Here is a 25346-nt window from a genome sequence, read left to right as displayed (position 1 = left end):
TGGTACCCCCGGCAGGAGTCGAACCTGCGTCTCCGGCTTCGGACGCCGGTGTCGTGTCCGTTGGACCACGAGGGTGTGGCGGAGGATGCAGGATTCGAACCTGCGCAGCGCTCGCGCGCTGACCACTGTTTTCGAGACAGCTGCCTTACCGGGCTCGGCCAATCCTCCAAGCACAGGGACGGAGGGCGCGCGGATCGAACGCGCGCCGGGCGTGATGCCCGGACCACGGCTTAGCAAACCGGTGCCTTACCACTCGGCCAGCCCTCCCCGTCCTGCGTGGCTCCCCAGGGAGTCGAACCCTGACCGCCGGGTCTTCACCCCGGTGCTCTACCAGTTGAGCTAAAGAGCCTTGCGCGCTCCGAAGAGCGCCTTACAAAGTCGGATGCCCGCGAGTCGAACGCGGTATGTCCTCATCCCAAATGAGGCGGGTTAGCCGTCTCCCTCGCATCCGCGAGTACCCCTGCCAGGAGTCGAACCTGAATCTCGGCGTTCGTAGCGCCGCGCCTTTTCCATTGGGCTACAAGGGCGAAATAAAAGCACACTGAATAGAAGAAGCCGCCCTGCTCGGTCTCCCGAGGGGCGGCTCCCTGAACATGACGTACTACCAGGTCATGGTGGGGAGCCAGTGTCGCTCACCTGCGAAAACGGTCGCGGGGACGGTCGACGTGAGCTAAATCGGCTGCTCATGGCGTTCCCCTTCCGTCTCGATGTTGGACCAAGTATTACGGGCGAACCCGCCGCACGTCAATGATTTATCAGGAGCGTTCGTAAGTCATGAACGAAACCCCGCTCTCGAACAGCTGCGCGTTGGTGCGCGCGAACGTCGTGATGTCGGCTTTTCCGTCGAACAGCGGGATCCCGCGCCCGAACACCACCGGGTGGATCTTCAACAACAACGTGTCGATCAGCGGCAGCAGTTCGGCCGCCAGCTTGCCGCCGCCGCACAGCCAGATGTCGAGGCCGTCCTCTTCCTTCAACTCCCGCACGCGGCCGACGACGTCCTGGCGGATCACGGCGACGTCGGGCGGGGTGTCGATCAACGATGACGACACGACGAACTGCCTCAGGTGTGCGTAGGGCGACGGCAGGCCGCCCGGCACCTGGTAGGTGTGGCGGCCCATCAGCACCGTGTCGAAGTGCCGGTTCGGCGCGTCCGACAGGCCGAGCGCCGAGCGGAACTGGGTGGGCAGCGTGTCCGGGTACTCGGCGTTGATGCCGGCCATGTGGTCGCCTTCGAAGATGAACCCGTCGAAGGTCCCGTCCTCGGCCGCGATGAACCCGTCCAGCGTCACTGCCACGTAGTAGACGAGCTTTCGCATGCAGATCATCCCCCTGTGTTTGATTGCCGCTGCTCCGCAGACGGCGGCGAGTTCGTCTGGACACGAACTCGGGTCTCGAACCACGACAACTGTAGTACTATGTCTGTAGTGGTTGTCAAGGAGGAAACGTGGTCCGCAACGAAGCGCGCAGAACCCAGCTGCTGGACGCGGCGATCGACGTCCTGTCGGAGGAAGGCGCGCGAGGCCTGACCTACCGCGCGATCGACGCCAAGGCGGCAGTGCCCGCGGGTACGGCGTCGAACTACTTCGCCAGCCGCGACGACCTCATGTCGGAGGTGGCGATCAGGGTCAACCAGCGGCTCATGCCGTCCGACGAGTCGATCGCGGAGTCGCTCGCCATGCCGCGCGACAAGGCGCTCACGCTCAAGTTCATGCACGACATCATCAGGCGCGCGGACGCCGACAGGGCCTGCTACCTGGCGATGATGGAGCTGCGGCTGGAGGCGACCCGAAGGCCGGACCTCAGGACCGCGCTCACGAAAACGGTCGCCGACAACCTCGAGTTCAACATCTCGTTCAACGAGGACTCGAAGCTGCCCGGCGACCGGATGACCGTCATCTCGCTGTACTTCGCGATGACGGGGTTGATCTACGAACGGCTGACGCTGCCCGACATCGTCGAGCCGATGGACCTCGACGAGCTCATCGAGGTCCTCGTCGACCGCGCTATCGGCTGAGCGGGCCGCCGGTGATCGTCAACGACACGGCGATCACCACGACGCCCAACGTGGAGTAGAGAAACGCGTCCATGCCACGACCGCGGATCTTGATCAGACCGGCCTGCTCGTCGGTCACCAGGATCCGCAGCACGGCCGCCACCAGCAGCGACACGCCCAGAAGGACTGCACCCTGCCGCCAGTGGTACTGGAAGATCCGCACCAGCCCGAGCACGCCGACCCCGAGCACCAGCGCGAACGGCAGGTGCTTCCCGGGGCCCGAGCGCCAGCGCTGTTCCGGCATGAGCGCCTCTGCGTCAGACCGTCGCATGGGCGCGCTCGGCGGCTTCGACGGTGTTGGTCAGCAGCATCGCGACGGTCATCGGACCGGCACCACCGGGGATCGGGGCGAGCCAGCCGGCCACCTCGCGGACCTCGGGGGCCACGTCGCCGACGAGACCGGCCTCGGTGCGGGTGATGCCGACGTCGACCACGGCCGCGCCCGGCTTGACCATGTCCGCGGTGATCAGGCCGGGGCTGCCGGCGCCGGCGATCACGATGTCCGCGCGGCGCACCTCCGCGGCCAGGTCCTTGGTGCCGGTGTGGCACAGCGTCACGGTGGCGTTCTCGGAGCGGCGGGTCAGCAGCAGGCCGATCGGGCGGCCGACGGTGACGCCGCGGCCGACGACGGTGACGTTCGCGCCCGCGATCGGCACGTCGTAGCGGCGCAGCAGCTCCACGATGCCGCGCGGGGTCGCGGGCAGCGCGGCTTCCTCACCGAGCACGAGCTTGCCGAGGTTGACCGGGTGCAGGCCGTCGCCGTCCTTCGCCGGGTCGATGCGCTCCAGGATCGCGTTCGCGTTGAGGTGCTTGGGCAGCGGCAGCTGGACGATGTACGCGGTGACCTCGGGGTTCGCGTTCAGCTCGTCGATGACGGCCTCGAGCTCCTGCTGCGTGATCGACTCGGGCAGGTCACGCCTGATCGAGGAGATGCCGACCTTCTCGCACGCCCGGTGCTTGCCCTTGACGTACGAGTGCGAGCCGGGGTCGTCACCGACCAGCACGGTGGCCAGGCCCACCGGCACGGGCAGTGCGGCGACCCGCGCCTTGAGGTCCTCGAACAGCGCGTTCCGGGTTTCGTTGCCGTTGAGCAGCGTCGCAGTCACCTGGTCATCCTCCCACTGGGCAACGCGGCGACGCCCACCGACACCAGCGTCAGCACCACGCCGATGATCGTCGGCAACGCGAGGTGCCCGGCCAGCGCGTCCAGCAGCACGGCCCCGATGAGCTGCCCGCACACCGTGCACAGCCCCACCATCAACACGCCGATGAACCGCACGGACACGATCGCGCCGCCCACGCCGACGATGCCGAGCAACCCGCCGAGGTACAGCCACCACTCCGAGGGGAACGAGGCCACCCCGCGGGCCGCCACCAGGTTGACGACCAGCAACGCGACCGTGCCCGTGGTGAAGTTCACCAAGATCGTCGCCACCGAGTGCCCCGCGGCCTCGCGCACCAGCCCGTTCACCGCCTGCTGCCAGCCCATCAGCAGCCCGGCGACCAGCGGCAGCACCGCGAGCCACAACGCGCCCGGCGACGTGAACCGAGCGGACACCGCGACCACCACGGCGACGACACCGACCGCCGCGCCGAGCACACGCGTCACCGTCAACGGCTTCGGCTCACCCGGCCCGATGCCGCGCCGGTCCACGACCAGGCTGCTCACCACCTGCCCGACGACCACCGCGACCGTGAACACGGCCACACCGATCGTCGCGATCGCGATGCCCTGCGAAGTCACCAGGAACGCGCCCGCGAGTCCGCCGACGCACTCCCACCACCGGATCCGCCGGTGCACCAGCGCGTCTCGCAGCCGCAGCAGACCGTGCCGCCCGGACTGTCGGGACAGGACCGCCACCACCAGCACCAGCCAGCCGCCGCCAAATGAGATGAGCGCGGCGAGGAATCCGTTCTGCAACGACGCGGCGAGCGATCCGTTCACCCGACCTTGGACGGCGATGGCCAGCCCGCCGATCGCGGCCAGCACACCGCCGGTCACCTGCGCGGACCGGGACAACGGCTCCTCCAGCGGGGTCGGACGTGTTCTTGATCAGCTTTAACCCGGCGGGTTCACCGCGTTATGGTCGGGCCTCCACCGTTCGGCGCAGCGGCGGGGGACGTGTGCGATCCGGCGATTTGCAGGGGAAGATGTTGGCGTGTCCGAGCCGAAGCCGTTGAACCCTACCGAGCAGGACGCTCTGGTTAAGCAGATCGGCCTGACTCTCATGCGGGCCGCTCCAGAGGACTGGCGCAGTGTGATCGCGCAGTACCGAGCCACCGGCCGGTACTTCGAGCTGGAAGCCGAGATGCGGCTGCAGGACGGCTCCTCGCACTCCTGGGCGCCGCCGCAGGACGTCGCGTCCTTGTTCGCCCGGTTGCGGGCCGGCATGCACCGCGAGGGCAGGGGCAGCTGGACGAACGCCCGCTACCAGCTCGACCACCCGTCGAGCTACAACCTCGACTTCGACCGGGCCGAACCGAGCTGGCAGACGCCTCCTCCGCAGCAGGCGTACTTCGACGAGATGCGGTTCTTCCCGCGTGCCGACGAGAACCTGCCGGACTGGCTGCGCCGCAGGCTGAACCCGCCGACGCCGGTGTTCCGCACGGTCCGGGTGTTCGACGGGGCCGGGCCGAACGGTCGTCCGTCGGTCAACCGCCCGCCGGTGCCGGAACCCGAGGTCGCGCCGCTGCTGACGTACCTGTCGAACGCTCCGGTCGCCGTGGCCGGGCGTGGCTTCGACGCGGACGTGCTGGCACCGGACGCGCCGCAGGTCGTGCCGTCCGGGTTCCAGACCGACGGTGCCTGGATCTGGCCCGCCGGAGTCTCCTACTACCTGCGCAAGTACGGCGTGCCGCCCGAGCCCGAGCTGGTCGAACGGGCGCGTGCCGCCGGGTTCAGCCTGCCGGAGGTGTCCGAGGAGTCGAGGCTCGCCGCCGCCGCGAACCTCGGTGCGCCCGCCGCGCCCGCCGGCACCCAGCTGCTCCAGCCGGAGCCGGAACCCGAGCCCGAACCGGAACCCCAGGCCGACGCCACGCAGTTCGTGCAGGCGCCGAAGTTCGCGGCCGAGGTGGAGCCGGAGGAGTACGACTTCGAGCCGATGTACCCCGACCCGCAGGCGGCCGAGGTCACGACCGAGCAGCCGCAGGTCGTGACCGAGCCCGAGCCCGAGTCCGACGACATCGGCGCGACGGTCGCCGTGCCCGTGCCGCTGCCGGCCGCCGACGGCCCGCCCTACCGGGTGGTCTTCGACTCCGACGGCGTGCCGGACCACGTCGACGAGCGGCGCCTGCGCGAGACGTACGGCGCCGGCATGGACCTCTTCGCCCCGCACCCGAGCGAGGTCGAGGAACCGGAGCCCGTCGTCAAGGCCGTCCCCGACCCGGAGCCCGTCGCCGAGGAACCGGTCGAAACCGAACTGGGCCACGAAGACGAACACGATGTCGTGGACGCCGTCGACGAACCCGAGATCCCGACCGCAGGACCGGACGAGCCCGAGCTCCTCACGCACCACCGCGAGGCGGAGCTCACGGACGCCATCGAAGCCGAGACCGAGGAACGCCCGCGCGACGCCATGCAGGACACGATGGCGTGGAGCCCGGTCCTCGACGAGCCGCTGGAGAGCCCGGCCGAGGTGACCGAGGAGCACCCGGTCGTCACGGTCGCAGAGGACGAGCCGGACCTGGCCGAGGAGGAGATCGAGTCCACCACCTCGTTCGAGCCCCAGGCCTTCGAGCAGTCGTTCGAGCAGCAGCCGTTCGAGTCCCAGCCGTTCGAGTCCCAGCTCGACGTCCACTTCGAACCGGAGGCCGTCGCCGAGTCCTCGCCGATGCCGCCTGCCGTGGTGCCGGTCGTGCCGGTGCCGGTCCCCGCGCCCGCTCCGGTCGAGGAGACGACCCAGTTCGACGCGGCGCTGTTCAACGAGCCGGAGCCCGAACCGGAACCCGAGCCGGAGCCGGTGAAGCCGCCGCGCACGGTCACACCCGAGGAAGACCGCGAGCTGGCGGGCACCCGTCGCGCGCTCGACGACCTCAACGTGCCGCACGGCGTGTTCCGGATCGGCGAGCCGGCCGACCGCACCTGGACGTTGCACCTCGACGGCGACAGCTGGGAGGTGTGCTGGTTCGACCACGGCCCGAAGAGCCCGGTGCGGTTCGACAAGGTCGAGGACGCGTCGGCGTACCTGGTCGGCAAGCTGGTGCTGGGCAACTTCCGCACGGTCCCGCGGGTACCCCAGCCGCCGCCCCCGCCGCAGCGGCCGATGACCAACGGCTTCCGCGAGGAGCCGCGCCGCCCGGTTCCGCCGCAGCGCCCGCCGATGCCGCAACCGCAGGCGCAGCAGGCACCTCCGCCCCCGCCACCTCTGGTCCCGGCACCGGCTCCGGCACCCTCGCCGGTGGCGGCCGCCGTGGCCCAGGAGGAACCGTCGAAGCGGAAGTTCCCGATCACGCCGCTCGCGGGCGAGCCGCCGCTGACGTTGTTCCGCCACAAGCAGATGTTCGAGCTGCCGGCGGGCACGGAGGTCGACCGCTACGGCGACCAGAGCGGCAACCTCGTCTACGTGGCGGGCACCCCGTTCCCGGAACGCAGCCTCGTGCCGTCGTGGATCAACCGCCCGTACCGCGTGTACCGGTTGCGCCGCCCGCTCGAGGTGCTGACGGGTGTCGCGGTGCCGTGGTTCGAGCAGCCCGGCGGCGGTACCGCCTACCTGCTGCCGAAGGCGGTCGAGGAGATGGTCGCCGACGGCGTCCTGGTGGAGATCTCAGCTGACAACTAGGCCGTAGGCCGCGGCGAACGCGATTGCCGTGTCGATGTCGATCAGGGCTCCGGCGAGCTTGGCTTGCCGGAGCCCGTTCGCGTCGATCTTCGCCCCGCGCAGGTCGGCGCCGTCGAGCTTGGCGTCGAGCAGTCGTGCGCCCATCAGGTCCGCTTGACTCAGGTCGGTGTTGCGGAGGTCGGCCTCGCTGAGGTTCGTCTCGCGGAACCGCTGGCCGCCCAGCTTCAGGTCGTACAGCGGTGCCTTCACGAAAGACGCAAGCGTGAAGTCCACCTCGGTGAAGGTGACCGGCCGCAGCACGCAGTCGACGAAGTTCGACCCCATGAGGCTGCACGAGTTGAACGAGGACCGCGTCAGCACCGTGCGGTCGAAGGTGCACTGCCGGAACGCCGTCGCCTGGTGCTTCGACTCACCGAGGTCCGTCCGGGTGAAGTCGCAGCGGGTGAACGTGCACCCCGTCGTGACGAGTTCGCGGAGATCGGCTTCGGTGAAGTCGCAGTCGGTGAAAGACCGCTTCTCCCAGTGCTGACTTGGCATGTTGGCGTCGGCGTAATCCTCGCCAACCTCTTCGACCAGGTTGTCCACTCTCACACTCTGCCATTGGCCACGTGTTGGTAACGTGCGGGACGCCGGGCGACCTGCCCGACGTCAACGAGGACCGTCATTCGGGAAGGCTCATGACCCGCACGCCCGTGAACGTCACTGTCACCGGTGCAGCCGGCCAGATCGGCTACGCACTGCTCTTCCGCATCGCTTCCGGCCACCTGCTGGGCCCGGACACCCCGGTCAACCTGCGGCTGCTGGAGATCACCCCCGCGCTGAAGGCCGCCGAGGGCACCGCGATGGAGCTCGACGACTGCGCCTTCCCGCTGCTCAAGGGCATCACGATCACCGACGACGCGAAGACCGCGTTCGACGGCGTGAACGTGGCCCTGCTCGTCGGCGCCCGCCCCCGCACCAAGGGCATGGAGCGCGGCGACCTGCTCGAGGCCAACGGCGGCATCTTCAAGCCGCAGGGCGAGGCGATCAACGCCGGTGCCGCTGACGACGTGAAGGTCCTCGTGGTCGGCAACCCGGCCAACACCAACGCCCTCATCGCCCAGCAGCACGCGCCGGACGTCCCGCGCGAGCGCTTCACCGCGATGACGCGCCTGGACCACAACCGCGCCCTGTCGCAGCTCGCCAAGAAGCTGGGCGTCGCGGTCACCGACATCCAGAACATGACGATCTGGGGCAACCACTCGGCCACCCAGTACCCGGACCTGTTCCACGCCAAGGTGGGCGACAAGACCGCCGCCGAGGCCGTGAACGACCAGGCGTGGCTGGAGAACGACTTCATCCCGACCGTCGCCAAGCGCGGTGCGGCGATCATCGAGGCCCGTGGCGCGTCGTCTGCTGCTTCGGCCGCGAACGCCGCCATCGACCACATCTACGACTGGGTCAACGGCACCGAGTGGACCTCGATGGCCATCCCGTCGGACGGTTCGTACGGCGTGCCCGAGGGCATCATCTCGTCGTTCCCGGTCAAGTGCTCGGGTGGTTCGTACGAGATCATCCAGGGCCTGGAGATCGACGAGTTCTCCCGCGGCCGCATCGACGCCTCCGTGGCCGAGCTGGTCGAGGAGCGCGACGCCGTGAAGGGCCTCGGCCTGATCTAAATCGTGGCACTGTGGGGCACGTGCGCATTCCATGGGACGTGCCCCAGCCACAGCTTTCCGATGACGTGCATCCTGCGCTCGCTGACGCCGCCCGTGCGGCGTCGGCGGCGTACGGACGCGCCCGATCTCTGCACACGCGCCTCGAACTCCGCGAAGAAGTGGCGGACGGCGCCGACGGAACACCGACGATGCGCGTCGATCGCATCGTCGAGGACGCGATCCTGGAGTCCATCCACCGCAGTCGCGTGAACCTGCTTTCCGAAGAAGCCGGGTTCGTCGACAACGGCTCCTCGATCACCCTCGTCATCGACCCGGTCGACGGGTCCGCGAACGCCGCGTTCGGCGTTCCTCTCTCTTGCTTCGCCGGTGCTCTCGTCGAGGACGGCACGGCCAAAGAAGCTCTCACGACGTGGTTCGACACGGGCCGTGCGTGGCATGCGCGCGCAGGAGTGCCGACGTCGTTCCGCACGACCGGCCGCACGTCGTTGGACGGCGCTTCCGTGTGCATGATGCGCCCCAAGACCGGCACGCAGGACGCGTGGCTGCGCATCGCGAACCGCGCCGACCGCATCCGGGTGCTGTGCACGACCTGCCTGGAGACCATGCTGGTCGCGGAGGGCACCGTCGACGCCTTCATCGATCCGGGCAGCGACACGCACCGGATCATGGACCTCGCGACGGCGCTGGTCACCGTGCCTGCCGCGGGTGGGGTGCTGGTCGACTTGAAGGGCCGGCCGTTCACGTTCGAACCCGACCTGACCCACCGGTGGTCAGGGGTGGCGGCAGCGACTCCTCAGCTGGCCGAGGAGCTGATCGCGACCGTGCTCGGTTAGATCTCTCCGCGAGGTTCGACGATGCAGTCGGGTCCGGGGAAGACCAGGCCCTCGTGGCCGTCGTTGAAGCGGACCAGGTACGGCGGCTGGCCGTCGGTCCCGCGCACTTCGAGGATCTCGCCCAGGCGCTCCTCGAGTCCTATGGAGCGGCTGTGGACGTGGAGCCTGTCACCAACGGTTGCTTGCATGATGCTGCGACACCTCCGGTGTGCGGCGTGAGGCATGGCGCGCTAAACGCGCTAAAGCCTAGGCCGACACCGGAGGTGCGCAACAGGGCTCCAGGGCCTGTGTTGAAGTCCGGGTCCGCGACAGCCGGGCCATCGAACCCAGATTTCAACACAGACCCGGTGCTCATCCGCCGCAGGCTGAGGAGACCTTCGAGACGAGGTCGGCCTTCTGCTGCACCCAGTCCGCCGCGGATCCGACGTTCTGCATGCCGTTGGCGGCTTCCGTGAGAGCCTTCTTCACCTGCTCGTCCGGCGAGGAGTTGGCGAGGTTCTCGAGCTCCTTCGCCTTGGCCTGGGTCTCCTCCAGCGCCTTCTGCGGGTCGCTCAGGTCCGGGGAGAAGCCCACCAGCTGGATCGCGTCGGCGCACAGCTTCACCTTGTCCGCGGTGTCGCTGACTCCCTGGATCGTGTCGCAGGCCGTCAGGCTGCCCAACGCGATGACGGCTGCTGCCAGCGTTCCAACTAGGCGCATTCGCTCTCCCTCATGCCCGATGTGTCCGGTTGCGTTGCTTATGACTCTACCGATTGGCGTCTTGTGCGACCTGACGCTGGTAGAGCTTCCGAATAACGTCGTCGATTTCCGGCTCCACGACGGCGAGGTCGTGGACCTCCACCTGCCGCACCACCTGGGTGATCAACGCAGCCGCCGTCGTCTCCGCTCTCCTGAACGTGAGGTGGTGCCGCAGCCCTCCCGCCTCGCTGCGCACCGCCGTTACTCCAGGGACGTCCGGAGCTGGGCCGGGTTCCGTCAGGTCGATGACCAGCACGCGCTCCGGGGTGACCTCGGCGCGCAGCTCGTCCAGCGGTCCGTCGGCGAGCACCTTGCCGTGGTCGATCACCATCAGCCGCGGGCAGAGGCGTTCGATGTCGTCCAGGTCGTGCGTGGTGAGCAGGAGTGTGGTGCCGCGGCGGGTGTTGATGTCCTGGAGGAACTCCCTGAGGCGTTCCTTCGACTCCAGGTCCAGGCCGATCGTCGGTTCGTCCAGCACCAGGAGTTCGGGCGCGTGCAGGAGAGCCGCCGTGATCTCGCCGCGCATCCGTTGGCCCAGCGAGAGCTGACGTACCGGCGTGACCAGGAACTCTTGCAGGCCAAGGAGTTCTACGCACTCGTCGAGGCGGGTCCGGTAGTCCGGGGCCGACACGCGGTAGATCGACTTCAGCAGGTCGAAGCTGTCCTTGAGCGGCAGGTCCCACCACAGCTGGCTGCGCTGGCCGAACACGACGCCGATGCGCCTGGCGAGATCGCGGCGCTGCTTCGACGGATCCACGCCGCCCACCCGGATGTGCCCGCTGGTCGGCACCAGGATCCCGGTCAGCATCTTGATCGTGGTGGACTTGCCGGCGCCGTTCGGCCCGACGTACCCGACGGCCTCGCCCTCTCGCACGTCGAACGTGACGTCGTCGACCGCCGTGACGGTCTTGTAGTTGCGTCGCAAGCCTTTGGACGTGGCGACCTTGAACTCCCTGCGGAGCTCCCTGACCTCGATCATGATCCCGTTCCCCGGTAGTGCCTGACCGCGAACCGCCACACGAGCCCGGCGACTCCTGCCGCCAGTGCCGCCACGAGCGGTGATGTCCAACCGACCCAGCCCGGCAACCCGAGCGGATCTTCTTTCCCGAGCAGCGCGAGGCTCGGGTAGTACGCGACGAACGCCCCCGGCACGACGTACGCCATCACCCAACGCAGCGGCCGGGAGTAGACGTTGATCGGGTACGACGTGAAGGCGTTGCTGCCGTAGGTGACCGCGTTCGCGAACTCGCGCCCCTCGACGATCCAGAAGCAGACCGAGCAGGCGACCACCCAGACCGCGCTGTAGATGACCGCGCCCGCCACCGGCGTCAGCACCGTCAGCAAGATCTTCGCCGGTGACCAGTCGATCGGCACGTGCGTCAGCGCGTAGATCATCACGCCGACCGCGCTCGTGATGCGGCCGATCCTCCTGAGGCGGATGTCCGAGCACATGATCTGCGGCAACACGCGGAGTGGCCGCATCAGCAACACGTCGAAGCTGCCCGTGCGGATGTAGGTCGGCAGGTTGTCGAGCTGCCCGGCGAAGAGGTCCGCGACCCCGAACGCCGCGCCCGCGAACGCGTACATCAGCAGCACTTCGTCCCTGGAGAAGCCGCCGAGCGCGTCGACCTGGCTGAACAGCACCAGGATCACGATCAGCTCGTAGCACTGCGCCAGCACCTGCGAGACGAAGTCCACCGCGAACGAGGCCCGGTAGGCCAGCTGGCTGCGGATCTTCGCGCCGATGAGCTTGGGGTAGATGAACTCAGCCACCCTGGACCACCACCTTGCGCACCGCTCGCTGCAGCGCGAAGTGGCCGATCGCAAGTATTGCCGCAGCCCAAAACGCTTGGTACAGCAGGAGTTTCACGACGTTCCCGTGCCCGAGGAACACGTCGATCGGTGCCTGCAGCAACGCCGGGAACGGTGAGGCCCACAGCGCGTTTCTCGCCCACTCCGGGAAGAACGCGATGGGCACGGTCAGCCCGCACAGCAGGCCGGAGGAGACGTTCCAGAACCCGTACAGCCCGCGGTTGTCGAGCAGCCAGAACGCGCTGAGCTCCACCAGGAACCGCACCCCGAAGCTGATCACCAGCGCGATCGTGGCGCTGAGCAGGAAGAGCGGCCACCGCGCGGGGTTCTCGGGGAACTGGAACGGGAACAGCAGCATGCCGAACACCATCGGCGGCGCGAGCCTCGTCAGGAGCGCATAGCCGCCGCGCCCGACGTCCTGCGCGAGCAGAGCGCCCTGCAGGTGCCATGGCCGATAAAGGTCTACTACGACGTCACCAGATCGCACGCGCTCGGCGAGCTCGTTGTTGCCCCACAGCAGGACAAACCCGAGCAGCCCCTGCCCGATCCAGACGTACGTGTTGGTGGCAGCGATGTCGTAGTCCGCGATCTCGCCGTGCGCCGCCGTGACCGCGGCGGAGATGATGGCGAGGCGCAGCAGGCCGAAGACCACGTTGGTGGTTGCTCCGGCCAGCATCGCTTGTCGGTAGGTCGAGTACCTTCGAAATCCAGCAATGATCAAATCGGCGTGGACACGCACGTCGTTCTACGTTACCGACCGTCGCAAGTGGATTTTCTACGCCCCGAAAGCGCTGTTCACGACCTCGCCCTCCTCGGGATCGGACCCGAGACAGAGGAAGTAGTTGCGCGTGCCGTCCTTGAACCCGACGGCGGCCATCTCCCAGCCGGTGGTGTCGACGGTGGGCCGCGTGTTCGCCTTCATCACCGCGGGCGTGCAGACGTTGACGATCTCGGCCGACGTCAGCATCTCCTCCGAGCTGACCGCGGGGATGTCACCGGAGAGCCAGCCTCCGGCGTACGCCTCCCAGTAGTGCTCGTCCGCGCAGCTGCCGACCTTTCGCGCAGTGGCGGGCTGGCCGCCGGTCTCGTTGATGCCGCGGAAACAGGTCGACTTGTCGATGCAGAACTTGTTGTCGCACTTCTTCAGGAACGGCGGGATGTCCTCGGCGCCGCCCTGCTGCGTCGTGGCCGGTCCAGGCCCCTGGGCGGTCGCCTGTTCCTTGTCCAGGAGGTTCCACACGAGCACACCGGCGACGACCAGCACGACGAGTCCAGCCGCGGCCACCAGCGGCCACTGCTTGCGCTTCGGCGGGGGAGACACCGGCACGGTCGGCTGGCGCATCGGGTCGAGCAGCTCGTCACGCAGCTGCGCCGCACTCGGCGTGCGCAGGTTGGCGTCGGGGTGCAGGGCCCGCGCCAAGGTCTCGTGCAGGGCCGGCGGCACACCGTTGACCGCGGCCACCGGCCTGCGCAGGATCTCGCCGAGCTGGTCGAAGCTGGTGATCGGCCACGGCACCGGACGTGGCGGTTTGCCGGCGAGCAACGTGTAGAGCGTCGCGGCGAGTGAGTAGACGTCGGCCTGCGGCGTGGGTTCGGCCATCGCGAACGCTTCCGGCGGCGCGTAGCTGGGGCTCAGGGCGTCCCGCGTGACCGTGCTGCCACCCTGCGCGTCCAGCAGCGCCGCGAGCCCGAAGTCGGCGAGCTTCGGCGTGCCGTAGCGGTCGACGAGGATGTTGCCGGGCTTGATGTCGCGGTGCAGCACGCCTTCCGCATGTGCCGCGGCGAGTGCGTCGGCGAGCTTCACGCCGAGATCGCGGACCTGCTCGTGCGGCAACGGTCCGCGCTGGTCCAGCTGGTCCGCGAGCGACCCGCCCGTGCACAGCTCCATGACCATGTACGGCGTGCCTTGGGCGGTGATGTTCGCGTCGTGCACACCAACAACGTGCGGGTGCCCGGACAGCTTGGCCGCCGCATGGGCTTCCCGGAGGAACCGCCGCCGGTCGCGCTCGTCGGCGAGCACCCGGTTGTCGATCTTGACCGCGACGTCGCGGCCCAACTGTGCCTGGTGGGCGCGGTAGACGGTGGCGAATCCGCCTGCGCCCAACGGTCTCAGGTCGGTCAGGCCGGGAATGCGGGGTGCGGTCACGCGCGGCAGCTTAGTTCCGCACCCCGACAGTTCCTCGGTCAGACCGTGCAGTTCAGCGACCCGCTGTGCAGCGCGTGGCTGTTCTTGTTGTCGTCATCCGACCACAACACGGTCTTCTTGCCACTGACGCAGCTCGGCGAGATCGCGAACCCTTCGAGGTTCACGTTCGGCAGCCCGGACGGCCGGTTGTACGTGGCGGTGACCTTGAAGTTCCCGCTGCTGATGGCAAGCGTGGTCGTCCGCCCGCTGCAGTGGTTGTCACAGATCGCCCACAGCTTGCTGCCGTCGAACTCCAGGTCCATCACCTGTGCCTGCCCGCTCGCGAACTTCCTGAGCAGCTTGGCCTCCCCGCCCTGCAGGGCGTACACGTAGATCTCGCCGGTGGCCTCGAGACCGACGAAGAACAACCCGCTGCCGTGACCGGGGTACGCAGCCGGGTCGTAGGTCCTCCCGCTGCTGTCCTTGAAGCCGTTCTTCGTGAGGTACGAGTCAGGCACCCAGGAAATGGCCTCGGGCCCGTCGTTGGGGTCGACCTCGGGCATACCACCGAGATCCCACTCCGCGACCGCGTTGCTGCCGCTGCCGTACTTCAGGATCATCGGCCTGCTCACGTCACCGTCGTCGTTGTCCCGCTCGACGGCGACGAAGATCCCGTCCGGTGTGTAGACCACACCCTCGGCGTCAGGATCGCCCTGCCCGTCCGCGAACTTCAACGACCGCTTCTGATCCACCTTCCACGTGCCACCGCTGGGCACGAGCCGGTAGAGCGTCGAGGGCCCGTTCTTCACCGCCCACACGACGTTCGCGCTCTCGAAGGACAACCCGCTGAGGTTCGTCCCGAAGACGTTCGACCCGTCAGCCGTCTTGGTGGCCGAATCGCCAGGCCAAGCAGAAGCAGCATGAGCCGGCGTGATCGCCAGGCTCAGCGCGAGGACCGTGAAAACGCCAATCGCCTTGATGCGCAACGCAACCGCCCCTTCTCGCACGAGGTGGTCAAGATCGCACCTCGTTCGGGCTGGCGGCGTTCATCCAGTGGACCAGACGATGAACAGCAGGCGCTACTTCTCTTTCGCCGCGGCCTTGGCGGCCTTCTTGAAGTCGCGCACCTCGAGCAACGACTTCTGGTCGGTCACATCAGCGACGCTACGTCGGCTTCCGTCCTCGCCGTAGTGCCCGGCGGCCTCGCGCCAGCCGTCGGGCCTGACACCGAACTGTTTGCCCAAAAGGGCCAGGAAGATCTTGGCCTTCTGCTCGCCGAACCCGGGCAACGCCTTGAGTCGCTTGAACACCGCGGCGCCGTCCCCGTCGCTCCAGATCCTGGTGACGTCCCCGTCGTAGTGCTCGACGACGAACTGGGACAGGGCTTGCACTCGCTTGGCCATCGAGCCGGGGAACCGGTGCACGGCGGGCGGAGTGGCCATGATCGAGGCGAACTCCTCGGGGTTCGCCTCGGCGATGCGGTGGACGTCCAGGCCGCCCATGCGGTCGGCGAGCACCTTGGGGCCGGAGAACGCCTTCTCCATCGGGATCTGCTGGTCCAGCATCATGCCGAGCAACAACGCGAACCTGTCCTTCGCCAGCAGGGCGTCGGCGTCGGGGTTCTGCGCGAGGCAAACCGTGCGGGTCATGGCGGCAATCCTGACATGACCGGCGCTGTGGCACGACTTCTGGCAAAGCCAGCGATACGTCAGCGCCTGTTTTTATGATCGCGGCATGCCGGAAAAGCCTGCTGTTCTTCCGCCGTTGCCCGGTGTGCGAACTCGCGTACCGATCGCCACGATTGTCGTTCTCGCTTCCTGGGCGATTTGCACCGCGTTGTACCACCTTGGTGCGGAGAGGTTGTTCCTCGCGGTGCGCCGGGACCCGGAAGCGCTGGCGGCAGGCCAGTTCTGGCGGGTGATCTCGCCGGTCCTGGTGCAGCCGGACTCGGTGTTCGCGGTGGTCGTGCTCGGGGTGTGCGCGGCGCTGCTGGGATTTCACGCCGAGCGGACGTTCGGCACCGGTCGTTTTCTGGTGATGCTGCTCGCGGGTGGTCTTGCCGGACACATCATCGGCGAGTGGTGGCAGCCCTATTCGGGTGGTGTGTCCGTCGCTTTCTGCGGGCCGGTTGGTGCGGTGGCGGTCTACGTGTTGATCGCGCGAATCAAGAAGCACTTCATCGCGGCCTGGATCGTGCTCGCCGGTGCGGTGGTGCTGTGCGTGTTCACGGACATCCACGGGCCCGCGATTCTGGCCGGTGCCATCACCGGGTTCCTGCTGTGCCGCTCAACGGAACGGGGTGCAACCTCGTCCGGCACGGAACCCGTCTCCTCAGCACCGTAAGGGGCTGAACAGGGGGTAAAGCAATGAAACGCATCGTGAGGATGGCCGCGGCGGTTGTGCTCACGGCAGGGATGACCACCGTGGCGGCCGGCACCGCGCACGCCTGCAGTTGTGCGCCCGCGACCGAGGAGCAGTTGCTGGCCCGGGCGGACCACGTGTTCCAGGGGCGGGTGCTGGAGAAGGTCGTGGAGGCGCCGCAGAAGGTGCGGTACCGGGTCGCGGTCGCGGAGGAGCGCAAAGGGGACGTGCCGGACGAGGTCGGGGTCGTCACCTACGACAACGGCGGGATGTGCGGGGTCGACCTGGCCGTGGGCAAGGACTACCTGATCTACGCCACCGGTGACTCGTCGGACGGGAAGGTCGACACGAACCTGTGCAGCGGCACACGGCAGGAGAACGCGGCGCCGCCGAGCTGTCGCCACTAGGCCCCGGCGACCCGGACTTCGGAGACCACCTGGCGCACCAGCACGCGGAGTGCCTCGCGGTCGACGGTGGCCGGGTCGTCGGCCAGCCAGTCGCCGATCTCGCGCACGAACTGGTCGGGGGTCATCGGCGGGATCTCGAAGTCGAGGTCGTCGTCGCACGTGACCTCGCCGGCCCGGCTCGGGTAGATGATCAGGGCGCCGCGGATCTCCAGCCACGGCAGGAGCTCGGCGAAGCGTTCGACGCCGTCGAGCAGCTGGGAGCCGCCGCCGCGGAACGGGTGGCCGTTGCGCCAGAGCTCGCCGTCCTCGTCGCAGTAGTAGTGGCCGGGCAGCCACGACTTCGATTCGATCAGCACGAGCCGCCTGCCGCACAGCAATGCGTGGTCGACGTCGGTGAAGACGGAGCCGGGCCAGGCGAGGCCGTGGAAGATGCGTACGCCCGGTAGCTGCGTCAGGTACTCGGTCAGCAGTCCGGCGGTCAGCCGTTCGCGTCTGTTTTCACCCGGACGGCCGAAAATCGTGTTCCCGTCGTACTCACCGGCGAACGCCCGTTCGGCCCTCGCGACGGCGAGATACCGGCGTGCCAGTCGGAACGCGCCGTAACCGGCGGCCGCCACCAGGGGCAGCCAGACGGCGATCAACAGTGGCGACAACGGCAGCGTCAACGGGATCAGCAGGACGAACCATCCGCCGATCGCGGCGGCCGCGGGGGCGTGACCGAGACCTGCTGCGGGGACGTAGCGGACCCGTGCGCCCAGATCGATGCGGTGCCACCAGTCCATCGAACCGAGGTCGACGCGGGGGCGCGGCGCCGTGTAGTTCGGGTCGTCGCCGAAGTCGCGCAGCCTGCCCGTGCGGCCTGTTCGACGAGGTCGCGGGCGTGCCTGTGGACGCACGACCGGCGGCACGACGACCGTGGGGCGGTCGTAGTCGGCGCGGCGGACCGGGTCCTTCAGCGTCTCGTAGGCCTCCTGGAGCAGGCGGAAGCCGCCAGACGTCCCACCCGCGTCGGGGTGCATGACCTTGGCGAGCGACCGGTAGGCCGACTTGATCTCCGAGGCGCTGGCGCCCCGGCTGACACCGAGCAACTCGTAGTAGTCGATCCCTGGCACGACACCGTCCAGTCCGAGGTTGGTGCATGAACCTTATTGGGTCCAACACTTTCGCAGGGCATACGGCCCGTCATATGCGGTCTAGTGTGTTCCTACGCAGTGCGAAGGGGCCTGTAGCGCAGTGGTTGTCGCGCCCTCCCAGATGAGAGGGAACACGCCGGTTCGAATCCGGCCGGTCCCGCGAGAGTCCACCTCCCTGGCTCTCCCGTTTCTCCTCTACGGACCGGCCGTGTTCCCGGTTCACCCATTGACGGCAGTGGTCTAGTCCACCTAGCTTGAGAGCAAGCGCCGCCGCGCCGTCACCCCCAGAGGAGACCGCATGTTCAGGCGCAGAATCATCGCGGCCGCGACAGCTCTCTTAACGGCAGCGACCATCGCGGCACCCGCATCCCAAGCAGCACAAGACGTCGGCGCGCAGGCGATCACCAGCCGAGTCGTCGGCTACTTCGTGCAGTGGGGCGTCTACGCACGCAACTACCACGTGAAGAACATCCGCACGTCCGGCTCGGCGAGCAAGCTGACGCACATCAACTACGCGTTCGGCAACGTCTCCGGCGGCCGTTGCGTTCTCGGCGACACCTACGCCGACTACGACAAGTTCTACGACGCCGCGTCCTCTGTGGACGGTACGAGCGACACCTGGGACGCGGGTGCGTTGCGCGGCAACTTCAACCAGCTGCGCAAGCTCAAGAAGCTGAACCCCGGCCTCAAGGTGCTCTTCTCCTTCGGCGGCTGGACCTGGTCGAGCGGCTTCACCCAGGCCGCGGCGAACCCGGCCGCGTTCGCGGACTCCTGCTACAAGCTCGTCGAGGACCCGCGCTGGGCGGACGTGTTCGACGGCATCGACATCGACTGGGAGTACCCCAACGCGTGCGGTCTGAGCTGTGACACCAGCGGTCCCAACGCGTTCAAGAACCTGATGTCCGCCGTGCGTTCCCGCTTCGGCAGCGGCAACCTCGTGACTGCCGCGATCACCGCGGACGCGTCCACCGGCGGCAAGATCGACAAGGCGGACTACGCCGGCGCCGCGCAGTACGTGAACTGGTACAACCCGATGACGTACGACTTCTTCGGCGCCTGGGCAGCACAGGGCCCAACGGCCCCGCACTCGCCGCTCACGTCCTACAGCGGCATCCCGCAGCAGGGTTTCTGGACCGACGCGGCGATCCAGAAGCTCAAGAGCAAGGGCGTCCCGGCCAGCAAGATGCTGCTGGGCCTCGGTTTCTACGGCCGCGGCTGGACCGGCGTCACCCAGGCGGCGCCCGGTGGCACGGCAACCGGTGCGGCGCCTGGCACCTACGAGGCCGGCATCGAGGACTACAAGGTCCTGAAGGGCCGCTGCCCGGCCAACGGCACGGTCGCCGGTACCGCCTACGCCAAGTGCGGCAGCCAGTGGTGGAGCTACGACACCCCGGCCACGATCCGCAGCAAGATCTCGTGGGCGAGCGGGCAGAACATGGGTGGCGTGTTCTTCTGGGAGCTCTCCGGTGACACGTCCAACGGCGAGCTGGTGAGCGCGATCCGTTCCGGTATCGGCTGACAGCCGAAATGGCGCAGGATGTTCGGGTGGACGCACTCGAACACCTGCGCCGCCTCTGCTTGGCGCTTCCCGAGGTCACCGAACGGCTGAGCCACGGCGAGCCGACGTGGTTCGTCCGCGACAAGAAGACGTTCGTGATGTTCGCCGACCACCACCACGACGACCGGCGCGCATTCTGGTGCGCGGCGGGTCCCGACACACAGGCAACCCTCGTCGCCCAGGCCCCGGACAGTTACTTCCGCCCGCCCTATGTCGGCCACCGCGGCTGGCTCGGCGTGTGGCTCGACGTGCCCGTCGACTGGGACGTGATCGCAGACCTCGTCGAGGACGCCTATCGGGTGATTGCCCCGAAGACGCTGGTCGCGCAACTCGACGATCGAGTTGCCGACCCGGCTGACCTGCCGCAGTCTTCCGCGCATGGCGACCTGTGACGTCTGTGGCAACGAGTACTGGATGGCCTTCGAGGTGCGCACCGTCGGCGGCGGCGTGCACACGTTCGACAGCTTCGAGTGCGCGATCCAGCGCCTCGCCCCGCGCTGCGAGCACTGCGACTGCCGCGTGATCGGGCACGGCGTGGAGGTGGAGGGTCGCTTCTTCTGCTGCGCCCACTGCGCCCGCTCGGCGTCCAACGACCTGGGCGCGCAGATCCGCGACACCGTCGGAGCCCATCCGGGCTGAGTCGTTCGGACCTGGGCTGGCGGCTCGACGATCGCAGACTCATTGAGCGATGCGAGTCTCCAGCCAGGTCAGTTCACGTCGTTGCAGTGCGACATCGGCGAGGTCCACGTCCTTTGCGTGTGCGTCCGGGCGCTCGTTCAGGATTTCGAACGCGTGCTGCACGCGCTTCTTGTCGTTGAAGAAACGAGAAAAGCTGCTCCACTCGCGGCTGATCACGGAGCTCAGTTCCAACCAGTAAAGCTTTCCCATGAGGGCGTCTGGCGCGAGTTTGGCGCATTCTTCGCGTCTGTGAGCGGTCAACGCCGATGTGACCGTCTCTGCCCAGTCGCGCCCTGCTGGCAGCGTCATCTTGAGCACGATGCGAACGAACTCCCTGGTTTTGCGCTCGAGAATGTTCCTCCGTCGACTGATTGCGGCCAGCTCTTCCGCCCACTCGCTCTCATCCAGGTCGGTGCCGCTCGCCGGTGAGGCATTAGAATCGGTCGAGTTTCTTGCGGTTCGCAGCAGATCGAGACCGAGTCGAACGATGTCGCTCGTGATTGCAACATCCAGTCCGATCTGACGTACTAGTCCGTAACGAAGAAGGGGGCGCGCCTCAGCAAGCGGGACCGTTCCCCGGTCCTTGCAGCGAACCAAGAGGTCGTACATCGGTTGGTCCACGCGCTTGAGGTTCTGCAAGGCGATGCGTGCAATCTCGGCGCCTTCCGTCTCGCCAAATTCTCGGCAAAGCGACTTGGTCACCTCGAGGTCGATATCGACAGGTCGCTCCTCCAGTTCCACGTGCCGGTGGACGTACGAACCTGCCATACGTATCCAATAGGGAAGGTATGCCGCGTAGGCTGCTAAGTAGTTCCGCGCATCATTGCTGAAGTTGAGCCCGCACCTCCTGGCCAAGGCTTTGATCATGGCATCGGCGGCCCCCAGTTCGAACGGGCTCAGGTAGTCTTCGGGGACGAAATGAAGGACGGAGTTCTCCACCCCCGCGATCTCGGCAACGCGAAAGCTTTTGCTGCTGACACCACTCACCAGTACGCTCAGGGAGAAGTCATGCCGATGACATTCCTGAACCAAGGCCCTGAACTCGCGCCAGAAGTTGTTGAACTCCGTGGCCCAATGAGGGCTGGTGGGTGAGTCGGGGGTGATGTAGTCGACCTCGTCCAGCACGACGAGCAACGGCGCGCGGTTCGGGTCCTGCCAGAGTCCTTCGAACGTCGTCATAAGGTCGTGGTCGGAGCGGCCGAGTGTCTGGCTTATGTGAGCGTAGCCCTGCTGGCTTGCCAGTCTGAGCAGTCGGGCGAGTGCTCGAAGTGCGTCGCTCGCGTTCATCGCGTTGAACCCGTGAATGGAACAGTCGACCATTGCGACACGTGGAGATCCGGAACTGCGAGCCAGTTCGATCACTCGATTCAGCATCGACGTCTTTCCCACTTTGCGCAGGCCGAACAGTGCGGAGATGCGTCCGTGCTGGAGTTGGCGGACTAGGTCGTTCGCTTTTTCTCTGCGTCCGAAGAACTCGTTGTCATCGCTGACCGGTCCGGTGATCTGGAAGCTGTCGGTGGAAAACAACTCCCGAGCAAGGCGCTGTCGCACGATCGCGGCGGGAGGCATCGCGCCGGCTATTGGACGGAAGATTGGAAGGATGACCAGGTTGGACTCTCTGCCCCAGATGCGCAGGTTCTCGTCCCCGTCGGCATCGGCGTGCAGCACGATCGCCAGATCTGGTTGGAGTCGAGGCTGCTTGCGTTGAATGCTGTCGAGACAGACCTGTATTGTCTTTGCCTGCAGTGCGTTGTAGTTGGCGATCAGGACGAGTACTTCGCGTTCGACTGAAAGTGAGTTCCGAATGGTCTTCGTCGGTTTCGCGTACATGCTGGCGTACTCGCCTTTTAGTGCGCGAAAGCGTTTGTAGTTCGTTATTTCGAAGAGGCCTTCGAGTGACCGCGCCAAGTCGGATGCGATCGTGTCCTGGCTAACCTGACTGCGGACGTCTTCGTGGACGTTGATGAGCTTCGCTAGTGGAGTCATCGCCTTCTTGTCCTTTCGTGACGCCCGGTCGAAACTTGGCGAGGACATTGTTTGAGCGCGGTCATTTGGCATGGCTGGCACATTGTTGCCGCGCTGCCGCAGTCATGCGGTTATGCAATCGAGGCGACGATGGCAAGGATTACACCTCTGGTGGTTGTTCACCCATGCGGAGCAATGTGGGTCAACTGAGCACGAGGTCCAAACTGAGCGGCACGGGCGGCGGAAGTGCGTCCGTGCCGGTTCGGAACGACTCCAGCAGGTAGGCGACAAGGCGCTGCGACGCGGCCACCGCCACCTCCACCGGCACGCCCGCGAGACCGTTGTTGGCCATGAGCACCAGCGTCAGGTCGTGCGGCGAGAAGTCGGCCCGCAGCTGCCCACTGGCCTTGGCCCGGTCCACCAGCTCGCCGAAGCAGTGCCACGTCCGTTCCCGCACCTCGGAGTGCATCTCGGGGAACGTCGCGACGAACGCGGCCGTGAACCCGCGGTCGGTCGCCTGCAGCAGGCAGACCTTCTCGATCACCGTGCGGAAGCCGCGCCACGGGTCCGGATCCGCCAGCGCCTCGTCGATCACGGCCTGGCACACCGCGAACTGCTCGGTGAACGCCTCCATCACCAGCGACTCCTTGGTGGGGAAGCGCCGGTACAACGTCGCCACGCCGACACCCGCACGACGGGCGATCGCGGCCATCGGCACCTCCAGGCCGCGTTCGGCGAACAGTTCCCGTGAGACGGCCAGCACGCGCGCACGGTTTTCCGCCGCGTCGGCGCGCAACTGAGACTGTGAGGCGCTCACTTCATCTCACTTTCGAGCCAAGCGGACGGGGGTCTCCACTTGTCAGGCTACGTTGGAGGGCATGAACTTCCAGGGGCCATTCGCTCGCACCATGAACAAGGCGATCGTCGGGCTGCGCAACGCGCCGCTGGTCGGCAAGCTCGTGCGCAAGGGGATCACCGTCGTGTCCTACACCGGACGGCGCTCCGGCAAGACCTTCTCCACACCCGTTGGCTACCAACGGAAAGGCGATGTCGTCAGCATCGAGGTGATGATGCCGGACGACAAGACGTGGTGGCGCAACTTCAACGGCGAGGGCGGTCCGCTGACGCTTGAGCTCGACGGCGCCGAGCAGACCGGACACGCGACATCGCACCGTGACGACAAGGGCAAGGTCACGGTGCGAGTGCAGCTGTAGAAACCCTTACGTGGCAAGGCGGCGACGTTCCAGCATCGCCGCCACCAGGTAGGCACCGCCGCCCAGCACCGCCAGCACGCCGAACAAGCCGGGGGCGGGCACGAACAGGGAAGCCGCGGCGACCAACGCCAGCCACGTACCCAGGTTGTAGTGCAACGCGTTGCGGCGCACCGCTCCTTCGGCGATGTAGATCAGGCCGACCACGATCGTCGACCCGGCCGGCCAGAGGACGGCCTGCAGCTCGGGTTCGTCGAACACGGTGCTCAGCCCCGTGATCGCCAGCCCCAGCGCCACGAACCCGGTCACCCAGGCCGTGCCGACGAGCTTCTCGGCACGGCGCTCTGCCGGTGACGCTGTGCGTTGGACGTGCAACGACACCCTCGTGGCCAGGATCGTGCCGGCGAGGAGGCCGCCGCCGAGAAGCCCGATCGGGAGCCACGGCGGCATGACCAGGGCTCCGGACCTGGACAGCAGCGCGGAACCGTGGCCGAAGACGTAGGCGAACGCGAAGCCGAGGTAGGCGGCGATCATGGCGAGACCTCCAGAGACGTGAGCAGGCGTGTGGTGACTGCGGAGAGCTGAGCTGTGCGGCGGCTGGAGGCCCGCTGGTGGGCGAGGCCGTGCAGGCCCAGCCAGAGCGCGGTGTTGCCTTCGAACAACCGGACCGCCGGTTCGGCGAGGTCGGCCGCACCGAACATCACGCGGTAGCGGCGAGGGTGTCGCACCGCGAAGTCCAGGTAGGCGAGGCCTGCCGTGCGGACGTCGGGAGCACCGAGAACAACGGCGGAGAGTTCGGCGAAAGCCTTGTGGCACACGGCCAGCAGGATCGCCGGTGCATCGGGGAAGTGCTGGTAGATCGACGAGGTGGGGAGATCCGCCTCGCGGGACACGGCTCGCAGCGTCACGGCGTCGTCCCGGTCGACCAGGGCGGTCGCCGCCGCGACGATGAGCTGCCTCACGGCTCCGGGACGATGACGACCTTGCCCAGAACGGTGCGCGACTCGGCCAGCGCCAGCGCGGAAGCGGCTTCGGACAACGGAATCCGCGCGGCGATCTGCGGCGTGAGCACACCCTGGCCGACCAGCCGCAGCACGGCGGAGAGGTCGTCACGAAGACGCGCGCGGAACGCGGCGGGACGGAAGCGCTTGCCGGCCCAGAAGTTGTAGAAGCCCGCGCGCTTGCTGTTGGGCAGCAGGTTCCACAGCATCAGCTGGCCGAAGAGCTTGAGCACCGGCAGCATCGCGTTGCCGGGCTCGTCCTTCGTCGCGGCCGAGCCGTAGTTGACCAGGCAGCCGCCCTTCCGCAGCAGCTTCCACGACTCCTGCAGAGCCGCGCCACCAACGTGGTCGAACACCGCGTCCACCCCGTCGGGCGCGATCTCGCGGATCCGGTCGTACATGTTCGGGTCTCGGTAGTCGACGGGAATCGCGCCCAGTTCGCGCACCGCGTCGTGGTGGCGGGCTGAGGCCGTGCCGATCACCCTGATGCCGGCGTGGCGGGCAAGCTGCACCAACGTCGAGCCCACGCCACCGTTCGCGCCCAGCACGACGATCGTGTCGCCGCGCTTGACCTTCGCGGTCCGGTACATCATCTGCCACGCCGTGACTCCGTTGACCACAACGGTTTCCGCCGCGGCCGCGTCCACGCCGTCCGGCACCGGCACCAGGTCGGCGGCCTCGACGATCAGGTGGCTGGCCCACCCGCCGACCTTGGTGACCGCGGCGAACCGGTGCAGCTTCAGACCCGCGTCGACCCCAGGGCCGGTGGCGACGACCGTGCCCACCACGTCGTAGCCGGGCACGAACGGGAACGGCGGCTGGTCGAAGTACTTGCCGAGGCGCATCTGCTGCTCGGCGAACGAGACGCCGGTCGCGTCCATTCGCAGGACGACCTGGCCCTCAGCCGGCGCGGGCAGCTCCCTGACCTGCACCTGAAGGCCGTCGGGCTCGACGATGCCCGGCAGGACGATCTCGGTGGTGGTGGCGATGGTGGCGTTCATCTGCTGGCTCCTCTTCGCTGTGCTGACAGAC

The 25346-nt window shown here is 67.5% G+C and carries 29 protein-coding genes, 5 tRNA genes and 1 pseudogene; 11 read left to right on the top strand and 24 right to left on the bottom strand.

Translation table 11 applies throughout. The annotated features are described in order from the left end of the window. The 6 genes from UK23_RS20760 to UK23_RS20735 all read right to left on the bottom strand — a co-directional run bounded on the left by UK23_RS20760 (position 1) and on the right by UK23_RS20735 (position 1319). Positions 1 to 75 (bottom strand) — tRNA-Arg (locus tag UK23_RS20760). Position 76: 1 nt separating this feature from the next. Continuing rightward, positions 77 to 168, bottom strand: a tRNA-Ser gene (locus UK23_RS20755). 11 nt (positions 169 to 179) lie between these two features. After that, positions 180 to 267: transfer RNA gene (locus UK23_RS20750), tRNA-Ser, on the bottom strand. Between the two features lie 10 nt (positions 268 to 277). Beyond that, a tRNA-Phe gene (locus UK23_RS20745) sits at positions 278 to 349 on the bottom strand. Between the two features lie 106 nt (positions 350 to 455). Continuing rightward, positions 456 to 527: transfer RNA gene (locus tag UK23_RS20740), tRNA-Arg, on the bottom strand. Positions 528 to 755: 228 nt separating this feature from the next. Next, positions 756 to 1319 carry a dihydrofolate reductase family protein gene (locus UK23_RS20735; RefSeq protein ID WP_045313245.1) on the bottom strand — a complete coding sequence of 188 codons (564 nt, stop codon included), beginning with the start codon at positions 1317 to 1319 and terminating at the stop codon, positions 756 to 758. 128 nt (positions 1320 to 1447) lie between these two features. On the opposite strand from UK23_RS20735, the gene UK23_RS20730 reads away from it, so the two are divergent. Further along, the gene (locus tag UK23_RS20730; protein WP_045313233.1) at positions 1448 to 2017 is read left to right on the top strand and encodes a TetR/AcrR family transcriptional regulator; all 570 of its coding nucleotides are present in this window, start codon (positions 1448 to 1450) and stop codon (positions 2015 to 2017) included. Here UK23_RS20730 and UK23_RS20725 read toward each other — a convergent pair. The 3 genes from UK23_RS20725 to UK23_RS20715 are packed head-to-tail and all read right to left on the bottom strand — an operon-like array spanning position 2007 to position 4076. Further along, positions 2007 to 2327 carry a DUF3017 domain-containing protein gene (locus tag UK23_RS20725; RefSeq protein WP_330770165.1) on the bottom strand — a complete coding sequence of 107 codons (321 nt, stop codon included), beginning with the start codon at positions 2325 to 2327 and terminating at the stop codon, positions 2007 to 2009. The two genes, UK23_RS20730 and UK23_RS20725, sit on opposite strands and share 11 nt — an antisense overlap. Continuing rightward, entirely contained in the window at positions 2314 to 3162 is an 849-nt protein-coding gene (locus UK23_RS20720) for a bifunctional methylenetetrahydrofolate dehydrogenase/methenyltetrahydrofolate cyclohydrolase (protein WP_045313231.1), read from the bottom strand. The genes UK23_RS20725 and UK23_RS20720 overlap by 14 nt, the downstream gene beginning before the upstream one ends. Then, positions 3159 to 4076, bottom strand: a complete 918-nt coding sequence (locus UK23_RS20715; RefSeq protein ID WP_156213261.1) for a DMT family transporter — start codon at positions 4074 to 4076, stop codon at positions 3159 to 3161. Before UK23_RS20715 ends, UK23_RS20720 begins: the two co-directional genes overlap by 4 nt. A gap of 139 nt (positions 4077 to 4215) precedes the next feature. On the opposite strand from UK23_RS20715, the gene UK23_RS20710 reads away from it, so the two are divergent. Next, positions 4216 to 6834 (top strand): TNT domain-containing protein, encoded by a 2619-nt coding sequence (locus UK23_RS20710; protein ID WP_045313229.1) that lies wholly within the window; start codon positions 4216 to 4218, stop codon positions 6832 to 6834. Here the strand turns inward: UK23_RS20710 and UK23_RS20705 are convergent. After that, entirely contained in the window at positions 6820 to 7371 is a 552-nt protein-coding gene (locus UK23_RS20705; protein ID WP_045313244.1) for a pentapeptide repeat-containing protein, read from the bottom strand. The genes UK23_RS20710 and UK23_RS20705 overlap by 15 nt on opposite strands. A 140-nt stretch (positions 7372 to 7511) precedes the next feature. Between UK23_RS20705 and UK23_RS20700 the strand changes: the two genes are divergently transcribed. After that, positions 7512 to 8492, top strand: a complete 981-nt coding sequence (locus UK23_RS20700) for a malate dehydrogenase (RefSeq protein WP_045313228.1) — start codon at positions 7512 to 7514, stop codon at positions 8490 to 8492. Positions 8493 to 8512: 20 nt separating this feature from the next. Continuing rightward, complete coding sequence (locus tag UK23_RS20695) at positions 8513 to 9325, top strand: inositol monophosphatase family protein (RefSeq protein ID WP_231114594.1); 813 nt, start codon at positions 8513 to 8515, stop codon at positions 9323 to 9325. On the opposite strand, the gene UK23_RS20690 is transcribed toward UK23_RS20695, so the two are convergent. The 8 genes from UK23_RS20690 to UK23_RS20655 form a co-directional block, all read right to left on the bottom strand. Further along, positions 9322 to 9513 carry a DUF1918 domain-containing protein gene (locus UK23_RS20690; protein WP_045313227.1) on the bottom strand — a complete coding sequence of 64 codons (192 nt, stop codon included), beginning with the start codon at positions 9511 to 9513 and terminating at the stop codon, positions 9322 to 9324. The genes UK23_RS20695 and UK23_RS20690 overlap by 4 nt on opposite strands. A gap of 163 nt (positions 9514 to 9676) precedes the next feature. Continuing rightward, positions 9677 to 10024: a hypothetical protein gene (locus UK23_RS20685; RefSeq protein ID WP_045313226.1), complete on the bottom strand. Its 348-nt coding sequence runs from the start codon at positions 10022 to 10024 to the stop codon at positions 9677 to 9679. Between the two features lie 46 nt (positions 10025 to 10070). Further along, a complete protein-coding gene (locus tag UK23_RS20680) occupies positions 10071 to 11042 on the bottom strand; it encodes an ABC transporter ATP-binding protein (protein ID WP_045313225.1) in 972 nt (323 codons plus the stop codon). Next, on the bottom strand, positions 11039 to 11836 hold the full coding sequence (locus UK23_RS20675; protein ID WP_045313224.1) for an ABC transporter permease: 798 nt from the start codon (positions 11834 to 11836) through the stop codon (positions 11039 to 11041). Before UK23_RS20675 ends, UK23_RS20680 begins: the two co-directional genes overlap by 4 nt. Next, positions 11829 to 12551, bottom strand: a complete 723-nt coding sequence (locus UK23_RS20670) for an ABC transporter permease (RefSeq protein WP_231114593.1) — start codon at positions 12549 to 12551, stop codon at positions 11829 to 11831. Before UK23_RS20670 ends, UK23_RS20675 begins: the two co-directional genes overlap by 8 nt. A gap of 99 nt (positions 12552 to 12650) precedes the next feature. Further along, positions 12651 to 14021, bottom strand: coding sequence for a serine/threonine-protein kinase (locus UK23_RS20665; protein WP_052684858.1), 1371 nt, complete (start codon positions 14019 to 14021; stop codon positions 12651 to 12653). A 38-nt stretch (positions 14022 to 14059) separates the two neighbouring features. Beyond that, positions 14060 to 14986, bottom strand: coding sequence for a hypothetical protein (locus UK23_RS20660; RefSeq protein WP_156213260.1), 927 nt, complete (start codon positions 14984 to 14986; stop codon positions 14060 to 14062). A gap of 93 nt (positions 14987 to 15079) precedes the next feature. Continuing rightward, positions 15080 to 15649: an HhH-GPD-type base excision DNA repair protein gene (locus UK23_RS20655; RefSeq protein WP_045313221.1), complete on the bottom strand. Its 570-nt coding sequence runs from the start codon at positions 15647 to 15649 to the stop codon at positions 15080 to 15082. 85 nt (positions 15650 to 15734) lie between these two features. Between UK23_RS20655 and UK23_RS20650 the strand changes: the two genes are divergently transcribed. Further along, entirely contained in the window at positions 15735 to 16343 is a 609-nt protein-coding gene (locus tag UK23_RS20650; RefSeq protein ID WP_082114827.1) for a rhomboid family intramembrane serine protease, read from the top strand. Positions 16344 to 16366: 23 nt separating this feature from the next. After that, positions 16367 to 16768 (top strand): hypothetical protein, encoded by a 402-nt coding sequence (locus UK23_RS20645; RefSeq protein ID WP_045313220.1) that lies wholly within the window; start codon positions 16367 to 16369, stop codon positions 16766 to 16768. Here UK23_RS20645 and UK23_RS20640 read toward each other — a convergent pair. After that, on the bottom strand, positions 16765 to 17880 hold the full coding sequence (locus UK23_RS20640) for a J domain-containing protein (RefSeq protein ID WP_045313219.1): 1116 nt from the start codon (positions 17878 to 17880) through the stop codon (positions 16765 to 16767). The two genes, UK23_RS20645 and UK23_RS20640, sit on opposite strands and share 4 nt — an antisense overlap. Positions 17881 to 17986: 106 nt before the next feature. On the opposite strand from UK23_RS20640, the pseudogene UK23_RS20635 reads away from it, so the two are divergent. From UK23_RS20635 to UK23_RS20620, 4 genes and pseudogenes are all read left to right on the top strand, one after another. Continuing rightward, a pseudogene (locus tag UK23_RS20635) lies at positions 17987 to 18061 on the top strand. Between the two features lie 138 nt (positions 18062 to 18199). After that, the gene (locus UK23_RS20630) at positions 18200 to 19420 is read left to right on the top strand and encodes a glycoside hydrolase family 18 protein (protein WP_045313218.1); all 1221 of its coding nucleotides are present in this window, start codon (positions 18200 to 18202) and stop codon (positions 19418 to 19420) included. Positions 19421 to 19428: 8 nt separating this feature from the next. After that, positions 19429 to 19851, top strand: a complete 423-nt coding sequence (locus UK23_RS20625) for an MmcQ/YjbR family DNA-binding protein (RefSeq protein ID WP_156213259.1) — start codon at positions 19429 to 19431, stop codon at positions 19849 to 19851. Continuing rightward, the gene (locus tag UK23_RS20620) at positions 19838 to 20098 is read left to right on the top strand and encodes a hypothetical protein (RefSeq protein WP_045313216.1); all 261 of its coding nucleotides are present in this window, start codon (positions 19838 to 19840) and stop codon (positions 20096 to 20098) included. The genes UK23_RS20625 and UK23_RS20620 overlap by 14 nt, the downstream gene beginning before the upstream one ends. A 39-nt stretch (positions 20099 to 20137) precedes the next feature. Here UK23_RS20620 and UK23_RS20615 read toward each other — a convergent pair whose 3' ends face one another. Further along, positions 20138 to 22195 carry an AAA family ATPase gene (locus tag UK23_RS20615; protein ID WP_156213258.1) on the bottom strand — a complete coding sequence of 686 codons (2058 nt, stop codon included), beginning with the start codon at positions 22193 to 22195 and terminating at the stop codon, positions 20138 to 20140. Between the two features lie 109 nt (positions 22196 to 22304). After that, positions 22305 to 22919 (bottom strand): TetR/AcrR family transcriptional regulator, encoded by a 615-nt coding sequence (locus UK23_RS20610; protein WP_045313214.1) that lies wholly within the window; start codon positions 22917 to 22919, stop codon positions 22305 to 22307. Between the two features lie 61 nt (positions 22920 to 22980). Here UK23_RS20610 and UK23_RS20605 point away from each other — a divergent pair, with 61 nt between their 5' ends. Beyond that, entirely contained in the window at positions 22981 to 23316 is a 336-nt protein-coding gene (locus tag UK23_RS20605; protein WP_045313213.1) for a nitroreductase/quinone reductase family protein, read from the top strand. 6 nt (positions 23317 to 23322) lie between these two features. Here UK23_RS20605 and UK23_RS20600 read toward each other — a convergent pair whose 3' ends face one another. From UK23_RS20600 to UK23_RS20590, 3 genes are read right to left on the bottom strand one after another with little or no spacing between them, the layout of a single operon-like run. Further along, positions 23323 to 23847, bottom strand: a complete 525-nt coding sequence (locus UK23_RS20600) for a hypothetical protein (protein WP_045313212.1) — start codon at positions 23845 to 23847, stop codon at positions 23323 to 23325. After that, positions 23844 to 24275, bottom strand: a complete 432-nt coding sequence (locus tag UK23_RS51750) for a TetR/AcrR family transcriptional regulator (protein ID WP_052684853.1) — start codon at positions 24273 to 24275, stop codon at positions 23844 to 23846. The genes UK23_RS20600 and UK23_RS51750 overlap by 4 nt, the downstream gene beginning before the upstream one ends. Then, complete coding sequence (locus tag UK23_RS20590) at positions 24272 to 25315, bottom strand: medium chain dehydrogenase/reductase family protein (protein ID WP_045313211.1); 1044 nt, start codon at positions 25313 to 25315, stop codon at positions 24272 to 24274. The genes UK23_RS51750 and UK23_RS20590 overlap by 4 nt, the downstream gene beginning before the upstream one ends. Positions 25316 to 25346 lie beyond the last annotated feature (31 nt).

This window comes from Lentzea aerocolonigenes (assembly GCF_000955955.1).
Classification (GTDB): domain Bacteria; phylum Actinomycetota; class Actinomycetes; order Mycobacteriales; family Pseudonocardiaceae; genus Lentzea; species Lentzea aerocolonigenes_A.
The sequence above is the reverse complement of the archived record's forward strand: the minus strand, read 5'-3'. Positions and strand labels throughout refer to the sequence as shown.